The organism is Paenibacillus antri (assembly GCF_005765165.1).
Lineage (GTDB): Bacteria > Bacillota > Bacilli > Paenibacillales > YIM-B00363 > Paenibacillus_AE > Paenibacillus_AE antri.
In genome coordinates this window covers 28,373-48,391 of sequence record NZ_VCIW01000001.1, presented here as the reverse complement: position 1 = coordinate 48,391, position 20,019 = coordinate 28,373, and the positions used below count along the sequence as shown (strand labels likewise).

General features: G+C 59.8%; 12 protein-coding genes. 9 read left to right on the top strand and 3 right to left on the bottom strand.

Annotation, left to right across the window (positions count from 1 at the left end):
* Positions 1–85 precede the first annotated feature (85 nt).
* From FE782_RS00190 to FE782_RS00180, 3 genes are read right to left on the bottom strand one after another with little or no spacing between them, the layout of a single operon-like run.
* Positions 86–1,669, bottom strand: coding sequence for an extracellular solute-binding protein (locus FE782_RS00190; RefSeq protein ID WP_138191307.1), 1,584 nt, complete (start codon positions 1,667–1,669; stop codon positions 86–88).
* Positions 1,670–1,724: 55 nt separating this feature from the next.
* Positions 1,725–2,603 carry a carbohydrate ABC transporter permease gene (locus FE782_RS00185; protein WP_138191305.1) on the bottom strand — a complete coding sequence of 293 codons (879 nt, stop codon included), beginning with the start codon at positions 2,601–2,603 and terminating at the stop codon, positions 1,725–1,727.
* The gene (locus tag FE782_RS00180; RefSeq protein ID WP_238392271.1) at positions 2,597–3,544 is read right to left on the bottom strand and encodes an ABC transporter permease; all 948 of its coding nucleotides are present in this window, start codon (positions 3,542–3,544) and stop codon (positions 2,597–2,599) included. Before FE782_RS00180 ends, FE782_RS00185 begins: the two co-directional genes overlap by 7 nt.
* Positions 3,545–3,666: 122 nt before the next feature.
* On the opposite strand from FE782_RS00180, the gene FE782_RS00175 reads away from it, so the two are divergent.
* From FE782_RS00175 to FE782_RS00135, 9 genes are all read left to right on the top strand, one after another.
* Positions 3,667–5,409: a sensor histidine kinase gene (locus tag FE782_RS00175; protein WP_138191303.1), complete on the top strand. Its 1,743-nt coding sequence runs from the start codon at positions 3,667–3,669 to the stop codon at positions 5,407–5,409.
* A gap of 3 nt (positions 5,410–5,412) precedes the next feature.
* A complete protein-coding gene (locus FE782_RS00170) occupies positions 5,413–6,381 on the top strand; it encodes a response regulator (RefSeq protein WP_138191301.1) in 969 nt (322 codons plus the stop codon).
* A gap of 186 nt (positions 6,382–6,567) precedes the next feature.
* Positions 6,568–7,023, top strand: a complete 456-nt coding sequence (locus tag FE782_RS00165; RefSeq protein ID WP_138191299.1) for a helix-turn-helix transcriptional regulator — start codon at positions 6,568–6,570, stop codon at positions 7,021–7,023.
* A gap of 355 nt (positions 7,024–7,378) precedes the next feature.
* Positions 7,379–12,331: a right-handed parallel beta-helix repeat-containing protein gene (locus FE782_RS00160; RefSeq protein WP_138191297.1), complete on the top strand. Its 4,953-nt coding sequence runs from the start codon at positions 7,379–7,381 to the stop codon at positions 12,329–12,331.
* Between the two features lie 90 nt (positions 12,332–12,421).
* Positions 12,422–14,179: an S-layer homology domain-containing protein gene (locus FE782_RS00155; protein ID WP_158299179.1), complete on the top strand. Its 1,758-nt coding sequence runs from the start codon at positions 12,422–12,424 to the stop codon at positions 14,177–14,179.
* Positions 14,180–14,274: 95 nt separating this feature from the next.
* A complete protein-coding gene (locus tag FE782_RS00150) occupies positions 14,275–15,645 on the top strand; it encodes a sulfatase family protein (protein WP_138191292.1) in 1,371 nt (456 codons plus the stop codon).
* Between the two features lie 18 nt (positions 15,646–15,663).
* Complete coding sequence (locus FE782_RS00145; RefSeq protein WP_158299178.1) at positions 15,664–17,061, top strand: sulfatase-like hydrolase/transferase; 1,398 nt, start codon at positions 15,664–15,666, stop codon at positions 17,059–17,061.
* On the top strand, positions 17,058–18,515 hold the full coding sequence (locus tag FE782_RS00140) for a sulfatase family protein (RefSeq protein WP_138191288.1): 1,458 nt from the start codon (positions 17,058–17,060) through the stop codon (positions 18,513–18,515). The genes FE782_RS00145 and FE782_RS00140 overlap by 4 nt, the downstream gene beginning before the upstream one ends.
* A gap of 17 nt (positions 18,516–18,532) precedes the next feature.
* Positions 18,533–19,999 (top strand): DUF2961 domain-containing protein, encoded by a 1,467-nt coding sequence (locus tag FE782_RS00135; RefSeq protein WP_138191286.1) that lies wholly within the window; start codon positions 18,533–18,535, stop codon positions 19,997–19,999.
* The last annotated feature ends 20 nt before the right edge of the window (positions 20,000–20,019 follow it).

Here is a 20,019-nt window from a genome sequence, read left to right as displayed (position 1 = left end):
CAGACGATTGGTTCCAATGAAGCGCGAAGGGACGGTCTCTCGGTCATCAAGGATGACTTCGAGACCGTCCCTTTCGCATTGCGTGTTACTTCGCGTTTTGGTAGGACGTTTTCAATTCTTCGAGGATTTTCTTATAGTCGGCGTGAGAAGTGATGCCCGCGACATAATCGTCCCACTGCTGAACCGTGATTTCGCCCATGACGTATTTCACCTTCATGTCCTCGAGCGTACGAGTCAGGTCGCCCCAGCGCTCTCCGAGCGTCGGAGAGTACAGATTCGTCGCCGGATTGGAGTAGGTCGAAACCTCGGTAGACTTCTCATATACCTGCTTGAGATGCTCCAGCCGCTCCGGCTCCGCGTCGTTCAACTGCGCATTGTTCATGCCGTTGTAGTAGTCGCCCGGCCAGCCGTAGCCTTCGATCGCTTCGTTCTTGTACGCTTCGGTCAGCTCGACCTTGCCGTCCACGACGTTGTGGTGAATGCCTTCGATGCCTTGCTTCGTTAATTTCACCATGTACTCTTCGGAAGACATGTAATCGATCAGCGAGAGTATGCGAGGAATATCTTCTTCTTTTACCTTGGAGCTGATCATCAAATTCGTCCAGAAGCCGAGCGTCATGTTCGTCACATACCCTTTCGGCCCTTGCAGCGGCATGAGCGTCAACGGTTCGCCGGTAGGGACGACGTCTTTGAGCTGTTGAATAAAGCTTGGAATCGTCAACTGATGCATGTTCGAGGCTACGGCGGCATACGTGCCTACCTTGCGGAACATCGCTTGAACGGTCCCTTCTACAACCGGAAATTCCGGATGAAGCGCTTTCGATTCATAGAGGTCTTTCAGCCAATCGAGATAATCCTTGTACTCCGGCATGAACGCATGGAAGATAAAATTGCCTTCTTCGTCGGTATCCCAATTCTGTACGCCGGTGAACGCGTTGGAGAAGATCGTGTTCACCTCTTTAATCGCGAGACCGTACATCTCCGGCGGCTTGCTGACCGCTTTCAGGAACGCGGTGAACTCTTCGATGTTCGTAGGGGGCTCCATGCCGACTTGGTCGAGCAAGTCTTTGCGAATCGTGATGCCGTCCCAGACCGGAGGGCTGGAATGGCGAGGAACGCCCCAGATTTTCCCTTCGTATCGAATGTTATCCCACGTCGTATCCGGATAACGAGCCAAATTCGGATATTGCGCCCGAGCCTCCGGAGTGCCGAGATACGGCGTCAGATCATGGAACACGCCTGCTTGGATCGCTCCGTGGACGACGGAAGTATACAATTGGGAGTTGCCGGTTTCGATCTGAACGACGTCGTTTACGTCGCCTGTCGTCAGCGCCACGTTCGTACGCTCCTCGTATCCGTTCGTCGGAACCCAATCGAAGCGGATGATCGTGTTCGTGTCCGCTTCAATCTTCTTTAGCACTTCGTCGTTTCCGGCCGGCGGGGTTCCCCAGGCATAGTTCATCCAAGAGATCTCGAGCGGCGGCAACGGTTCTGCCGGCGTCTCGATCCCCGTCGACGGATTGTCCGCCGGCGGGGTCGCCGTTCCGGTCGGGCTTTCGTTCGTCGCGGTACCGCCGTTTCCGCTGCAAGCCGTAACTACCGTAAGAGCGGCGCAGAGGAGGATGGCGGAAGCCGTGTTAGCTCCCTTAGGTCTCATTCGTTTCAACATCTTTGGAACCCTCCTAGTGTATTGTTATCTATTTTAGAGATCTCTCTCTCTAAAATCATCCCTTGACCGACCCGATCAATACGCCCTTGGCGAAATGCTTCTGTAAAAACGGATAGACGAGCAGGATCGGCGCGATGACGATAATAATCGTGGCCATCTTGACCGTCTCGGGCGGCATCGTCATGATGTTATCCATCTGCGACGCCACGGCGCTGTCGACGAATTGCGACGCGTTCGAGGCAAGGACGACCTGCTGCAGAATGACCTGCAACGTCCATTGCGTACTGTCCCGCAAGTAAAGAAGGGCTGAGAAGTACACGTTCCAGAAGGCTACGGCGAAGAATAAAGTGAACGCGGCCATCGGCGCCTTCGAGAGCGGCAAGATGATGCGCGAATAAATCTGAAGGTCGTTGCAGCCGTCGATTCTGGCGGAATCCTCCAGTTCGGACGGAATCGATTGATAGAAGCTTTTCATGACGAGAATCGACCAGGCGTTCGTCGCCATCGGGAGAATCAGAGCCCATAAACTATCCAGTAACCCTAAATTTCGGATCAGTAAATAATTCGGAATCATGCCGGGGCTGAACAGCATCGTAAACAGAACGAGCAGCAGCATGACGTTGCGTCCGGGCAAATAATTTTTGGACAACATGTAGGCGAACGAGCTTGTAACGATGAGAGAGATCGGCGTTCCGACAACCGTGATGAATAACGTAGATTTCAAGGCGTTAACGATCGCCCCGCCGGAAAGAATGTACTCGTACGCGCTAAGAGACCACTTCTTCGGCCACAACGTCAATTGATCCGGAACGTACACTTTCGGGTCCGTGAACGATACGGCCAACACGTAAAGCAACGGAAATATCATCGCGGCCGATAACAGAAAGAGGAACGTGTAGACGGCGGCGAGAAACAGTCGATCGGTTCTTACCATATGCCTTCATATCCTTTCTTGCGGATCCAGTAATTCGCTCCGACGATCAACGCGAGGCCGACGAAAGACTTAAAGATGCCGACGGCGGTACTGTAGCTGAATTGACCGCCCTGAATGCCGACCTTGTAGACGTACGTATCGAACACTTCGGATACATTCAATACCAACGGGTTCTGCATCAGCCATAGTTGTTCGAAGTTGACTTCCAGAATGTTGCCGAGACCGAGAATAAACAGAATGATGACCGTCGGGACGATCGAAGGCACCGTCACGTTCCATACCTTGGAAAACCGTCCGGCTCCGTCGATTTCGGCCGCTTCGTAGAGCGACGGATTGACGCCGGCGATCGCGGCCAGATAGATGATCGTATTCCATCCGACATCTTTCCACAGCCCTTGGAGCAGCACGATCGGGTAAAAGTAGTCTTCTTCCATCATGAATCGGACCTTATCGAAACCGAGCGCGACGAGCAGTTTGTTAAGAAGGCCAACCTCCGTCGAGAGAAAGACGAACGTAAGGCTGACGATAACGACCCATGAGATGAAGTGTGGAAGATAGATGATCGTTTGAACCGTTCGCTTGTACACCTTACTCCGCACCTCGTTCAGCACGAGCGCGAGCAGGATCGGAGCCGGGAATAAAAAGATGATGCCGAGCATACTCAACACGAGCGTATTTCGGAAGATCATCCAGAAATCCGGTTCGCCGAACAATCTCGCGAAATGCGCGAACCCGACCCAATCGCTTCCCATCATGCCCCGGATGGGACTGTAGTTCTGGAAGGCGATCGCGATGCCCCCCATCGGGATGTACTTGAAGATCAGGAAGAAGACGATCCCGGGCACGCCGAGCAGGTATAGGTACCTGTACTGGTACAATCTCTTCCACGTGCCGAAACTTTGAGGCTTGACAGGAACGGTCGATGTCGTTTTCAATTTCACTTAAAGTAAGCCTCGCTTTCTTGAAATCTTGTGATATGGTCATTCTACTGGTTGTTTGTAAAGGGTTACATGGCAATCTTCCCACTTCGATGCACTTTTAATTACTTCCGGAGGTCGCGCCTATGTGGATGAAAATGAACATTTTCCAGAAAGGCATGGTCACGTTGATCGTGCTGCTAGGCCCGTTCCTCATCCTGTTTCTATACTCCAACCGCATCAGCGAGAATGTGGTCCGGAGCGAAATCGCCGCTTCGACGGTGAAGCAGCTATCCTTCTTTCTCAGCCAGGTAGAAACCAACATCGAACAGCTCGACTTGTTCGCGATCACGTTGGGGACCGACTCGACCGTGCGGGAATTCAAGGACATGAGGGAAGACGCAAGGGTGTACCAAATGGTGGAGGTCAAGACCCGGATGTTGGATAAACTGCGGATGCACAACGCGATCGGCGGCTGGACCAACCAACTGACCGTCTATTCGCCGCGGCTGCGGACCGGAGTCACGACGCTCGCCTCGATCGATTACGAACGGAAATTCGCTTCGACCAGCTTATCGACAAGGCGATGGTCGTATCGGCTGAACGATCTGTACGGGCAAGAACGGCATACCTTCGTGAAGCATGAGGTATTGCCGGCGGCCGCCGAAGCCGACCCGCGCCGGGCGGAGCTGATCGTCGAGGTCGGCTTTACCGAAGACAGCATCGTGAAGATGCTCGACGACTTTAAGATCGGAGGAACCGGCGACCCGTTCTTGTATCATCCCTCCTACCGACCGATTACGAACCGTTCGGCCGAACGGACGTTGATCGGGTTGATCATCGGCGGGACGGAACCGCCGGTCGTCGGGGATTCCGGTCATCGGACGGTCAAGCTGGAGGGGCGAGACTACCTGCTCAGCTACGTTCGCTCGGAAAGTCTCGGTTGGTATTTGATCGACTACATTCCCGTGGAAGAGATTTTGTCGCCGATTCGAGATAGTCGCAATACGTTCTTCTTCGCCGCGGGACTGATGGTCACGCTCGGCGTTCTCTCCGCGTATTTGCTTTATAAACATGTGCAGATGCCGATCGTTCAACTCGTTCGAGGCGTGCAACGGCTGAAGATCGGCGATTATTCCGCACGGATCGCGATGAAACAAAGCGGCGAATTCGACTTTTTGTTTACCCGGTTCAACGAGATGGCCGAGCAAATTCAAGAGCTGATCGAGCGGGTGTACCAAGAGAAGCTTCGGTCGAAGGAGGCCAAGCTGAAGCAACTGCAGTCCCAAATCAATCCGCATTTTTTATACAACTGTTTCGCTTTCATCAAGAGCATGGCGCAGCTCGGAAAAAACGAACCGGTCGTCGCGATGGCGCTAAACTTAAGCAAATACTATCGCTATACGACGCGTATCGAATCGGAGGACACGACGATCCGCGAAGAGATGGAGCTCATCGCGAATTACTTGAATATTCAGCGACTGCAGATGCCTCGATTTAACTTCAGCGTCGATATTCCGGAGCGTATGATGGATGCCGTCATTCCGAGGCTGATCATCCAACCTGCGGTAGAGAATGCGGTCGTTCACGGGATCGAGCCGATGGAAGCTCCCGGGATGATTCATATTTACGGCCTGTCCGACGGCGACGAACATCGGATCGTCGTCGAAGACAACGGCGTAGGTCTGGCGCCGGAAGCCCTGTTCGCGTTGAAACGGAAGCTAAGTCTCCCGCAGGACGAAGAGACGGGGTACGGGATGTGGAACGTACATCAACGGATGGTTCATCGCTTCGGGAAGGGAGCGGGACTGGAGATCGCTTCGCCGAAGACGGGCGGATGCATCGTAACGCTCCATTGGAGAGAATCAACCGGGAACAAGGAGGGATGATCGATGCACCCATTATTGATCGTCGACGACCATGCGCACATCGTCGAGGATATCGCCGGCACGATCCGCTGGGAGGAACTCGGCGTCGGTCCCGTATATAAAGCGTATTCCGGGCACGGCGCGCTGAAGGTGTTGGAGGAGCATGCGGTCGACATCGTCATGATGGATATCAAGATGCCCGGCATGTCGGGCCTCGAGCTCCTCGACCGCATCCGGTCCGCTCGGCCAGGCACCAAGTGCATCCTGTTGTCCGGCTTCGCCGAATTCGAGTATGCAAAGCAAGCGATTCTGGCCCAGATTTCCGACTACTTGCTCAAGCCGGCGTCCAACGAAGAGATTATAGAAGTCGTAAGCAGGGTCATCGGCGAACTGGCGCGGGAACGGGAATCCGACGAGATGGTACGGCGCGCGATTCATACGCTGCGCGAAAACTTGCCGCGTCTGCACGAGACGCTCTTGCTGGACGTGCTGCAGCGGCGAATCGGTTCGGAGACGGCGCTGTTGAACAAGATGCGAACCTACGAGCTTCAGTTCGGTCCCGGCGACGAAGTCGCGATGCTGATGATTCGGCTCGAGGAGGAGTTCGACGATTACGACGAACACAGCGTGTCGCTGTTCGAATTCGCAGTGTGCAACATTACGGAGGAAATTTTCCGTCCGGCCTTCGAGTTGTGGTTCGGCAAGGACCCCCACGACTATCTCGTCTTTCTCGCGAAACGAAAGCCGGACGCGGGAGACGCGGATCTCGAGGCGTTGGCCGAGCAACTGCAAGAACAGGTTCGACATTTCTTGAAGGGCCGCATATCGATTCTGGCCACGCGTCGGGGCGTCTTCCCGCGGGATATTCCGCCTTTGTATCAACAAGCGCTATTTTCTTTCAGACAGCAGGTAGGGAGCGAGCGGGAGTTTTTCCTGACCATTCGCGGAGAGGCGGAAACCGCCCGCATCCGATCGATCGAGCGGCTGTACTAGCCGCCGACCTTCAAGCAGCTGTTCGAGGCGGGACGCTTCGAACAGCTCGAACGAAAGCTGGAGCGCATCTTCAAGGAACTCAACGATATATGGAACGAGTCGCAAGAACATATTCTGGAGGTATTCTTCGAGGTATCGGGGTCCTTCGCTTATATCAGCCATAAGAACGGACGAAGACTGCACGAGTTGATTTCCGAGACCGATTACGAAATGCTTCTCGACGCGAACCAGTTCCAGACGATCCGACAACTCGAGGATTGGTCCTACCGCGTCTACGGGCGATTAAAACAAGAGATGGACAAGGAGGCGGGCAATACCCGCGCGACGATCGTCGACCAAGTACACCGCTACATCGAATTGCATATGGAGGAGGACGTTTCCGTCCAGACGTTGGCGGATCACGTGTATTTGAACCCGTCGTATTTGTCGAGAGTCTATAAGAGCGAGACCGGGGAGAGCATCAGCGATTACCTGTATCGCTTTCGAATGGAGAAGGCGGCGTATATGTTAAAGAATACGCAAGAACGCATCTACGAGATTACGGCGAGGCTGGGCTATCAGAATCCCCAATATTTCATTAAGGTGTTTAAGCGTTACTTCGGCATTACGCCGCAGGAGTATCGAGACAAGAATAGAGCGTGAACGGCAATCGGCTTCGACGCAAGGGTGTCGAAGCCGATTGCCGTTCACCGATCGCGAAAGGTGTCATGAAAACTGCATGCATGTCTGTTTTGTAGCATTCCGTTTCCGGGTAGCGAAGCACTACAATGGGAACTGCGAAACGGATTAGCGGGCCGAACGGCGTCAATGCCAAACCTTTGTTTGTAATCGTTTACAGAAAACATCCGCTTTGCGGAACAGGAGGGATCCCGGCTATTCATGAAAGCGCAAACACTATCGCGCGATCAAGCGATAGTCATCAGGTTTCCGGCGGTTCGCTCGCGGGCGGGCCGCCGGGATTGCATATATAACAACTTGTTGGAGGGATGACGGGAGCATGAGAAAGCAGTGGAAGAAAGGCTTAACCCTGATGCTGACGGTCGCGATTTGCTTTACGGCGGCATTCGGTTCGGCGGTCGGCGCCTCGGCGCAGGAAGTTTCGGAGGCGGCTCCGGGACTTGCTCTGTACGTCGCGCCGGACGGCGACGACAGCGCCGGAGACGGGACGAGCGAACGTCCGTTTCTGACGTTAGAGCGCGCCCGGGACCATATTCGCGACACGAAACAGTTGTCCGGACTTCCCGCGGGCGGAATCACGGTGTATTTGCGGGAAGGAGAGTACCCGATCCTGGACGATAGCTTCCTGTTGGAGGAGCAAGATTCCGGGACGGCGGAAGCGCCGATCGTGTATCGCTCGTATCCGGGAGAACAGGCACGTCTGTTTGGAGGCAAGCGGCTCGACGCGGGCGCGTTCTCGTCCGCGGTCGATCCGGAGGTTGTCGGGAGATTGCCGGCCGGCGCAGCGGCTCATGTGATCGTCGCGGACTTGCCGGCAATCGGAATCCCGAGCGAGGATTACGGCGGCATCGTCCATCAAGGTCAAGGCTGGCCGCTCGTGCCGTCGATGATGGAACTGTTCGTCGACGGAGAAGAGATGACGCTCGGACGGTATCCGAATGCGGATTGGCTGAGGATCGACAGCATCGTGGACGCCGGTACTCCGGGTAACAGCGGTACGCTCGACGACGGTCCTACCTTCGTCTACAACGACGCTTCGGATCGGGCGCTCGCGTGGACGGAAGCCGACGATATCTGGATGTTCGGATATTTCTTCTACGACTGGGCCGAGGAAAATATGAAGGTCGAAGCGCTTGACGCCGCTTCCCGAACGGTCGCGGGTCTTCAATCCGCCTGGTGGGGGATCAATCCGAACCTGGAGCATCGAAGGTTCTATTTCTACAATCTGTTGGAAGAGGTCGACGCTCCCGGGGAATGGTACTTGGATCGAGCGGACGGGAAGCTGTATTTGTATCCCCCGGCCGGCTTCGACGGGGACAGCGCGGTAGAGTTGTCCTTCAACGCGAAGCCGATCGTCAAGACGGTCGATGCTTCGTATGTTCAATTCCGCGATCTGACGATCGGGGTGACGCGGAGCACCGGAATCAAGACCCAAGGCGGCGCCGGCATCGTCATCGCGAACAACGAAATTTCGAATACCGGGCTGTACGGGATCGAGGTCGGGGGCGGCAGTCATCATACGATCACAGGCAATCATGTGTTCCAGACGGGAGCCGGCGGCATTATCGCCTCGGGCGGGCATCGTCCGACGTTAACGCCGAGCGGCCATGCGGTCACGAACAACCACATTCATGCCTACTCGAGAATTAAGAAGACGTACGCGCCGGGCATCCGGATCGACGGCGTCGGTACGCGCGTCGCTTATAACAGCATTCACGATTCGGCGCACTACGCCATCAACTTTTCGGGCAACGACCATGTAATCGAATATAACGAGATTTTCGACGTCCTGCAGGATTCCAACGATTCCGGGGCTATCTACACGGCGACGGATTACTCCTACTGGGGGAACGTCATCCGATACAATTATTTCCACGACATTATCGGGCGGGAAGGGCACAATGTACGCGGCGTCGCCGTCTATCTCGACGACAACGTCAGCGGCACGGAAGTGTACGGAAACGTCATGGAGAACGTCGGGATCCCGTTTTATACGCATGGCGGAAGAAACAATAAGGTGTATGAAAATGTCATCATCAACCCGCTCTATTATTACGTGCGGGGCATCAAATACGGCGGTCAGGCGCCGGAGACGCCGGGCTACAACCAGCGTTCGCTCGATAATTTGCTGCAGATGCCGTATCAAGGCGAGCTGTGGAGGACGAGATATCCGGAGCTCGCGGTGCTGACGAACGAGCTGCCGGTGCTCGATCCGAAATATAACGAATTCACGCGCAATCTGATCGTCAATCAACACGGCGTAGGCGCGCAGCTGCATACGCAGGTGACGACGTACGGCAACTTCGACGGGAACGTCTTCGTCGATGACCCCGAAGCCGTCTTCATGAATTGGCAACAAGGCGATTACCGGCTGCGACCGGACTCTAGCGTCTACGCGCAGATCGGCTTCGCGGACGCGCCGCTCGATCGCGCCGGTTTGCTGCCCGGCTACGCGTTCGCGGACGACGCCAACGCATTGGCGCGCGCGTCCGTCGCCGCGGATCAGCCGCTGCTCAATACGTCCCGCATACATCTGGCGGTCGGCGAGTCGGCGTCGCTTACCGTAACGGCCCGTTCGGTATTCGGCGAGGCGATTCCCGAGGCCGACCTGACGGTCGCCTTCGAGAGCTCGGATGCGGCCGTCGCGACGGTGGATGGGGACGGCGCCGTGTCGGCCGTCGCCGAAGGCAGCGCGGTCGTCACCGCCGCGGCATCGAAGAACGGGACGACGCGAAGCGTCGCCGTCGAAGTCGTCGTCGGATCGGAGTCGCCGGCGCTCGACCGCGTCGAGTTGACGACGACTCGCGGCGCATGGGAGATCGGCATGGAGGCGCCGACGCGCATCCGATGGTTTAACCAGTTCGGTCAGGAGCTCGACCTGAGCGCATCGCCGACCGTATATGCGAGCAGCGCGCCGGACGTCGTGTCCGTCGATACGGCGGGCCGCATCCGGGCGTTGGCGCCGGGCGCCGCGACGGTGACCGCGACGACGTCGTACGACGGCATCGAGAAGACGTCGGGCGGCATCGCGATCGACATCGTCGCTACCGTCTTGACCGATCTCGAGGCGACGTTATCGGCGAGCGTGCTGGAGCCCGGGCAGTCGGCGTCGCTGAACGTGCTCGCGGTGTTGTCCAACAACGCCAAGGTCGCGCCGGAAGCCGACGAGCTCGAGGTGACGGCGGAACGGCCGGACGTCGTATCCGTCGGAGACGACGGAACGATCAAGGCGCTGCGGGAGGGCGGCAGCTTCATCGAAATCGCGGTGACGATCGGCGGCGCGACGAAGACGAAGAAGCTGCATGTAGCTGTCTTCGAGAACGCCTCGAACGACGTGCCGGCGCCGTGGGCGGTCAAGACGTTCGGCAGCAACGGCCGGACCGGCTTCGCCCGATTCGACGACGGGACGTTCCGCGTCGTCTCGAACGGCGACAGCATGGGGCCTTCGAACGACAGCTTTACGTTCGTTCATCGCGATATGCCGAACTCGGCCGACAAGTTTGCGATTACCGCGACGATTCTCGGGGTGGAGGAAACCCATCCGAACGCTGCGGCGGGATTGCATATCCGCGGCTCCATCAATGAAGACAAGTCGAAAGGCGTCACGCTGCAAGCGACCGCCGACGGCCGGCTCGAGCTCGTGACGCGGTCGACGTTCCAAGGGGCCGCCTTCACGAAGGCGGGCGGGGCGATCGAATTCCCGGCGCAGATCAAGCTGACGAAGGAAGGCACGACGTTCATCGGATATGTACGGACGGGCGACGGCTGGACGGAAGTCGCGCGGTCGCAGAACACGTTCAACGCGACGAACAACCTGACGTCCGGTCTGTCGCTGGTGTCTTTCACGCATCAGAACGAAGCGATCCAGACGACGGAAGCGATCGTAAGCGGCGTGTACGTCGAACTGGCCGGAACCGACAAGACGGCCTTGGCCGACGCGGTTTCGTCCGGGAAGGCGCTGCACGACGCGGCGATCGAAGGCGCCGGCGAGGGACAATATCCGGCCGGCGCGAAAGCTTCGCTTCTGGCCGCGATCGGCGCGGCGCGGGCGGTCATCGATGCGCCCGCCGCGGCGCAGCCGGCGGTCGACGACGCGCGGCAATCGCTGCTTGCGGCGATCGAGACGTTCGCGTCGTCCGCGAACGGCGCTCCCGCCGCGGGACCGAGCTGGCCGGAAGGCGCCGCCGTCGCGGCGACGTCGGTCGGCGCGGACGAAGCGACGCTCGTCTGGACGCCGGCGCAAGCGGCTTCCGGCATCGCCCGGTATCGAATCGACTGGGCGGAAGGCTCCGCGTTCGTACCCGGGGACGCGACGACGTACACGGTCACGGAGCTGACGTACGGCACCGATTATACGTTCCGCGTGTTCGCCGAGGCGGACGGGGTGTGGACGACGTCCGGCCCGGAGACGTCGATTCGAACGTCCGACGCGCTGCAGGTCGCCGCGAAGCTCGGCGGGCCGTCCGAGGCGGCGCCCGGCGATACGGTGACGATCGACTACCGTCTGCAGCATCTCTCGGCGAGCGTGCTCGAAGCGGTGTACGCGCAGGACATTACGTTCGTCTATGATGCCGACCGTCTGACGTTCGTCGACGCGACCGGCTTCCGGACCGGCCTGCAGGCGATCGAGCGCGACGACGACGAGCCCGGAACGCTTCGCATCGTCGCGATCAGCGAGGGCGCCGAGCATGCGGTCGTCGAGGACGGACTGCAATTCCAGCTTGTGTTCGAGGTGAAGCCTGTGGACGCGGCGGCCGCCGCGGACGTGTCGATCGTGCGGGCGGAGCTCGCCGGAGGCGACGGGACGGTTGTCCCGGCCGTCGGCTCGACGCATCGGATCGATCTTCCGGCGGTCGATCGAACGGCGCTGCTGGATACGATCGCGACGGCGATCGCGCTGCATGACGAGGCGGTCGAAGGGCGATTCCGGACGCAATACGCTCCCGGCGTCAAAGCCGCGCTGCTGAGCGCCGTCCAAGCCGCGCAGGCGACGGCGCAGGACGGCGCGGCGACGCAGTCCGAGGTCAATGCGGCCAAGGCGATGCTGGACGAAGCGCTCGCCGACTTCGCGGCGGCCAGGAACGACTTCGCGGAAGGCGATATCGACGGCAACGGCGCGGTCAACGTCGGCGATCTGGGCATCCTCGCCGCCGCGTACGGCGCGTCCGCCGGCGACTCGGATTGGACGGCGAAGCAATTCGCCGATCTGAACGGAGACGGCGCGGTCGACGTATTCGATCTGAGCGTCGCGGCCAGGAAGATGTTCGATTGACGCTGCGCATAAAAGAAGGGAGCGTTCGGGCAAGCCAAACGAGGCTTGCCCGTTCGCGATCGACGAGGGATCAGGGAGAGGATGAATGACATGCGGAAATGGATAATGAATCGATTCTGGAAGCCGTGCGCCGTTCGAGGATGGCTCGCCGGCTGCATCGCTCTCTCGCTCGCGCTGGCGGCTGCGCCCGCGCCGGCGGCGCAGGCGGCCGAGGCCGCGGCGCCGAGCTTCTCGCTCGAGGCGCCGATTCAGCCGGCGACGGCGGGGGGGACGGTCGTCGTTCGACTGCGCGGCGCCGGGTTGCAGCGGCTGTTCGCGCTGGAAGCGACGGTGACGTATGACGACGAGTGGCTCCGGCTGGATGCCGTGCGCGGGACGGTCGAAGGCTTCGCGGGAACGGCGCCCGGCGGCGGGGACGGAACGGCGAAGGCGTTCCTCACTATGCTGGGGAACGATGAAGTCAGCGGTGACGCCGCCTTGCTCGAGCTGCGCTTCACGGCGCTCGACGTCCGCAGCGGCACGATCGCGCTGACGACGATAAGAACGGAGGACGCAGACGGGAACCGCGCCGTCGTCGAGGCGGACGCGACCGTTCGCGTGAACGTCCGGGCCGCCGGGAACGGACCGGACTCGCCGCCGGCGAACGACGAGGCCGGCGAGCCGCCGGGCCTCGCGAAGAATCGGCCGCCTTCCGACGCATCGGGCGCGGCGGTATACGAGCTCGACGCGGCGGCGTTCGAAGCGGCGGTCGCTTCGTCGCGCGACACGACCGACGGCGAACGGAAGATTGTCGTCGACATGGACGCTTCGACGGAAGGCGCCAGCGCCTTGCTCGTCGACGGCGGCGCGTTGGCCCGGGCTGCGGCTTCGGCGCCGGAGGCGACGCTGTCGCTTCGTCTCGGCGACGACCTGTCGTACGAGCTGCCGCTCGCGCTCTTCGCCGGAACGGAAGACGGCGAGGTCGAAATCCGCATCGAGCCGTCGATGCCTCCGTCGGTCGACGGCGTCCGCTTCCTCGCGCCGCCGTATGCTTTCCGCATAACGGTTGCGTCCGAGGACGGCGTCCGCACGATCCGCGACTTCGGCGATCGGTTCGCCGTCCGCGCGTTCCGCTTGCCGTCCGGCGTCGACGGCTCGTCGGCCGCCGGCGCGACGATCGACGAAGCGACGGGACGGCCGACGTTCGTGCCGACCGCGCTTCGGGAGACGGAGGATGGTACGGTCGCGGAGCTGCGCCGCAACGGCAACAGCGTCTACGCGATCGTCCGCATCGAGCGCGAGCCGTTCGCCGATCTTGACGGACACTGGGCGCAACGCGACATCGAGGCGCTGGCTTCGAAGCTTCTCGTCAGCGGTCGCACCGACGATCGCTTCGCTCCCGACGAATCGATCCGCCGTAGCGAGTGGGCGGCGCTGCTCGTCCGAGGCTTGGGACTGGTGCCCGTCGATAACGCCCTGTCGTACGAAGATACGCGGGAGGACGCCTGGTACGCCGAAAGCGTCGCAGCCGCGCAAGCCGCCGGTTTGATCGAAGGCTTCCCGGACGGGCGCTTTCTACCGGACGAACCGGTCACTCGCGAGCAGATGGCCGCGACTCTCGTCCGCGCACGCTCCCTAATCGGCGCTATGGAATCGCATGACGCCGCCGCGTACGCCGACTTGCTGTCGGCGTACGCCGATGCAACCTCGATCGGCGGATGGGCGAAGCCTTCCGTCGCGGCGGCGGTGCAAGCTGGATGGCTCCAGGGCATGGGGGACGGGACGATGTCGCCGCGGCAGCCGACGACCCGGGCGCAAGCGGCGCTCGCCTTGCATCGGATGCTGACATCCTCCGGTTGGATGAATTAAACATGTCATCAGAATGCCATCGAAGTGCGGAATCGAACCTGTCGCCCGCTTGTCGCCCCCGCGTACAATGGAAGGCATAAAGGAGGAGGATTTTCGTGGAACGCCAAACCTCGCACCGAAAGCCGAACATCCTCGTATTTTTTACCGATCAGCAACGTTGGGACACGACCGGTCTGCACGGAAATCCGCTGGACCTGACGCCGAATTTCGACCGCTTGGCCGCCGGCGGCACGTTCGTTAAGAACGCCTTCACCAGCCAGCCGGTGTGCGGGCCGGCCCGTTCTTGCATGCAGACGGGTTTATACGCCACGACTTCGGGTTGCTACCGCAACGGCATCCCGCTCCCGTCGGAGCTTCCGACGCTGGCGGGGCAGTTCCGTGCAGGAGGCTACGATACGGCGTACATCGGAAAGTGGCATCTGGCTGAAACCGGCGTCGAACCCGTGCCGATCGAACGGCGGGGCGGTTACCGCTACTGGCTGGCGGCCGACGTGCTCGAATTTACGTCCGACGCCTACCGCACAAGATTGTTCGATGCGAACAACGAGCCCGTCGATCTTCCCGGTTATCGCGTGGATGCTTGCGCCGACGCGGCGATTCGTTATCTCGACAGCCGGAAGAGCGCGCAGGAACCGTTCTTCCTGTTTCTGTCGTTCCTTGAGCCGCATCACCAGAACAGCCGCGACGACTACCCGTCGCCGGACGCGTACAGGAATCGTTACGTCTCGCGATACGTTCCGCCCGACCTGGCCGCTCTAGGAGGCAATGCGCATCAGCATCTTGACGGCTATTACGGCATGGTCAAGCGGCTGGACGACGCGTTGGGCCGGATCATGGACGCGCTGAAGAGCTTGCGGATGCTCGACGACACGATCGTCGTCTTCACTTCGGATCACGGCTGTCACTTCAAAACCCGCAACGGCGAGTACAAGCGTTCCTGCCACGACAGCTCCATTCGCGTGCCGCTCGGCTTCTCCGGCCCGGGCTTTCGCCGGCGCGGCACGATCGACGAGATGGTCAGCTTGATCGACCTCCCGCCGACGCTGCTCGACGCGGCCGGCCTGCCGATCCCCGAAACCATGCAAGGCCGTTCGCTGCTTCGGCGGCTCGATACGGAAGCGGCGCCTTGGCCGGACGACGTCTTCGTACAAATCAGCGAGTCTCAAGTCGCGAGAGCGGTGCGCACCAAACGTTGGAAGTACGGCGTCACGGCCCCCGATCGGCATCCGTACGACGACAGCGGATCGGACCGGTACGCGGAGCAGTTTCTTTACGATCTCCAGGCAGACCCGTACGAGCTTACGAACCTGATCAACCAACGCTCTCATCGCGGCGTTGCGGAGCACATGAAGGAGCGATTGCTGCGCAGAATGGCGGAGGCGGGAGAAGCAGTGCCGGACATCGTCGCGTACCCGGACATCGTCGACGGCCCGAGAACCGTCGCGTCGGAGGACATTACAGAATAAAGGCGGGCAATGGAACCCATGGATCGAAAACCGAACATTGTCATCTTCATGACCGACCAACAGCACGTAGAGACGATTGGCGCGGACGGCTTATGCCGGACGCCTCATTTGAACCGGTATATGGAAGAAGGCGTCGCGTTCGCGAACGCCTTCACGAATTGCCCGATGTGTACGCCGGCCCGGGCGACGGCGCTGACGGGACTTCATCCGCATGAACATAAGGTGGTGCAGAACGCCCATTCGCCGTTCGCGTTCTGCAACAAGCTCGGAGAAGGGATGGAGACGATCGGCGACGCGCTGCGGAAGGAAGGCTATCGGACCGCGTACGCGGGCAAATGGCACGTAGGGCATTCGCAGCCGGAGGAGCACGGCTTCGACGCGAACCTGAGAATCGCTCCTCGGGAGGGGGACGTCGAACGGACGGATCCGATCATGCTTCGCGACCGTAAGGGAGAACATGTTCTAGCCTCGACCGTAAGCTCCCCTCCCGAACAGTCGGAGGTGTTCCGCATCGCGAGCGCGGTCGAGCGGTGGTTGGAGGAAACCGCCGCATCGCCGGAACCGTTCCTCCTGTTCGCCTCGTGCATCGAACCGCATGTCCCTTGGCATGTGCCCGAGCCGTACGCTTCAATGTACGACCCCGCCGATCTGCCCGAGTGGGACAACTACCGGGACGACTATCGGGATAAACCGCTCACGTATAGCAAGCATTATTACGACGTCAATTATTGCCGCATTCGGAACGATTGGCCGACGATGGCCCGCGCGTTGGCCAAATATTACGGTCTCGTCACGATGGTGGACGACGCATTCGGGCGCATCATGAACAAGCTCGAAGAGCTCGAGAAGTTGGAGAACACCGTCGTCATCTTTACGAGCGACCACGGCGAGTTGATGGGAAGGCACGGTTTGGTCGGCAAGAACGAGCTCGCCGTCGACGATCTCATCCGCATTCCGTTCGTCGTCTACGGCAAGAATCGGTTCGCGCCGCGGCGCGTCGACGGGTTCGTCACGCTCGGGGATCTCTTCAATTCGACGATGGAGCTGGCGGGGGCGCCGCGCCGCGACCATCTTGACAGCCGCTCGTTCGTACCGCTGCTTCGCGGGGATCCATCGGAGCCGCGCGACGAGATCGTCGTCGAGCATCACGGCGCCACGATTCACATGAATACGATACGCGCCATTCGCACCGATCGATATAAATACGTCTATCGGGCCCATGAAATCGACGAGTTCTACGATCTGCTGGAGGACCCCGGCGAGCTGCGCAACCGTATCGCCGACCCCGCGTATCGACCGGCGATCGAAGCCATGCAGGACCGCCTGCTGGCATGGGCCGCGAGAACGAACGACTTGGCGAGGGAAGGGATAGACCGCGCGTTCGCCAACCCGCTGTCCGTCGAGATCGGGGGATGAATAAGCCCCACATCGTACTCTTCAATCCGGACCAATGGCGAGGGGACGTCCTGGGGCACAGGGGCAACGCCGCCGCCGTCACGCCCAACCTGGACGCGATGGTGCGGACGGACGCCGTATCCTTCAGCCACGCCTTCTGCCAGAGCCCGGTGTGCACACCCAGCCGATGCTCCTTCATGAGCGGCTGGTATCCCCACGTGCGGGGGCATCGGACGATGCATCACATGATGAAACCGGACGAACCGGTTCTTCTGCGGCGCTTAAAGGAAGAGGGCTACTTCGTTTGGTGGGCCGGCAAGAACGATCTCGTGTCCGCCGATGCCGGGGTCGATTCCGTCTGCGATATTCGTTATCGATCGCCGCGAGACAAAGCGCCGGACTTACACGTCGATCAAAGCTGGCGATGCGAAGCGGGGATGTCGGGATACTACTCCTTCTTCGCCGGAAAGCTGGAGGCATCCGAAGGGAAGGACGTTCGTTACGACGGAGACTGGGCCGCGATCGACGGCGCCATCGAACGGATCGCGAACCGTCCGAAGGATCGGCCGCTCTGCCTCTACCTGGCGCTCGGCTATCCGCATCCGCCCTACGGGGTGGAAGAGCCGTGGTACGGCGGCATCGACCGCGGCAAGCTGCCTCCAAGAATCGCGGAAGCGGACGGGAAACCCGCGATGCTGACGGGCATACGCGCTCTGCAGGGGTTGCAAGACTGGAACGAGGAGCGGTGGAGGGAACTCCGCGCGGCGTATTACGGCATGTGCGCCCGAGTGGACGCGCAATTCGGCATGCTCGTTGCGGCGCTCAAGGTAGCGGGCATATACGATGAGACGGCGATTTTCTTCTTCTCCGACCACGGCGACTACACCGGCGATTACGGCGTCGTCGAGAAAGCGCAGAACATGTTCGAGGACTGTCTCGTCCGCGTTCCGTTCATCGTGAAACCGCCGTCTGCGGTTCCCGTCGAGCCCGGGGTGAACGACGCGCTCGTCGAGCTGATCGATATGCCGGCAACAGTAGAGGCGCTCGCGGACATTCGGCCGAAGCATACCCACTTCGGCCGCAGCTTGCTTCCGCTCCTCGCTGGCGATCGTAAGGACCATCGCGACGCCGTCTTCTGCGAAGGCGGCAGACTGCGCGAAGAGGCGCACGCGAGGGAGACTGAATCCGCGACCGACGATTCCGATCTGTATTGGCCGAGGCTTTCCGTGCAAGTCCATGACGATATCGCCCACGGCAAAGCCGTCATGTGCCGCACGCGGCGATACAAATATATCCGGCGATTGTATGAACAAGACGAATTGTACGACATGCTCGAAGACCCGGCGGAAGTTCGGAACCGGATCGACGATCCTTCCCTGCAGTCGGTCCTGGTCGAGTTGAAAGATCGTATGCTTACGTTCCTGCTGGAAACCGGGGATGCGGTCCCGCATCGTCCCGATCCCCGCCGAGGTTGATCGAAGGAGGAATTCCAATGGATACCGCCCGCATGTGGAGCGCGTTGGCGGAGCCGCTCGCATCGTTCGACTTCTGGGCGAACGTACGGTCCGAGATGGTTTCCAGCTTGAATCAGAAGATGGGTCCGCGCGACTGCAACTATTTCCTTCGTACCGAGTCGGAGGGGGGGAAGGAGTGGAAGGTGCTCGTCGACGAGGCAGGTCCGGGCTGCATTACTAGATTTTGGACGGCCGGCGACTTTGACGGAGAGCTTGAAATCATTCTTGACGGCGCGAAGCAGCCGTTGCTCCGAACGACGCTGAGCCGATTCTTCGCGGGGGAAGAAGACCCCTTCCGCAAACCGCTCGTATCGGATCATCGGGAGTCCAGCGGCGGAAGGGTGAGTTATTGGCCGATTCTTTATGCGAAATCGTGTAAAATTCGCGTGTCCTGCCAAACCGATAGCCTATATTGGCAGGTTAACCACCTCAAGCTTCCGCCTCACCCGGAGGTGCGTTCGTCGAAGCTGCCTCTCAGCGAAGAAGAACGGGCAATGGCGGCTTCGCTGCGGAACGAATGGGATCGCAAGCCCGACTCCGAAGGACTCGTATTCGACCGGTTGACTTTGCCGCCTCGCGAGGAGAGCGTGTTGTTCCTGACCGAAGGGCCTGGCGTCGTCCGAGAGCTGATCGTAGAAGCGGAGCGATTGGAGCCGTTGCGGTCTCTGGTCTTGAAAGCGTACTGGGACGGCGCCGACGAGCCGGCGATCGACGTGCCGCTGCTGCATCTCTTCTGCCAAGGCTCCAAGGACAGGCCGTTTCAATCGCTGTATGCCGTTCGAACGGCGCGTACGCTCCGTTTCGCCATGCCGATGCCGTTCGCTGCGGGAGGTTCGCTTCGGCTATATAATCCGCTCAAGACAGAGGTTCCGCTCCGGTTTGCCGTTCGGACGGAAGTTGCCGCTCCGCATACGAATTACCGGTTTCATTGCAAGTACCGGCGGCAAGTGATCCCCTACGGCACGTTGTACCCGCTGCTGCATGTGAAGGGCGAGGGGCTCTTCGTCGGGATGAATCAAGTGATGAAGCAGCTCGGCGCGCCGAAGCATATGCATTTTCACCAAGAAGGAAACGAATACATGTATGTAGACCAGTACGCAACGGCGAACTGGCTCGGTACCGGTACCGAGGACTATTACAACTGCGGATATTACTACCGCGAAGGAGAGACGTCGTCCGCTGCGCACGGATGTTTGGATTTGCAAGACGATCGGCACGGAAGCCGGCCGGCAGGGCTCGTCTCGGCGTATCGCTTCCATCTCCTTGACGCGGTACCGTTCCGAACGAGCTTGTTATTGGCTCAGGAGGCCGGTTGTCCCAAGAAAGGGGTCATCGCGAACGTGAACGGCAAGGAATGGTTGGATTATCAATGGACTTGTTATTGGTATCAATCGACTTCCGCCGAACGCAGCGCGTCTTCCGAAGCGTTGCGACTATCGGAATGAGCCCCGGAATTCAGGAGGAT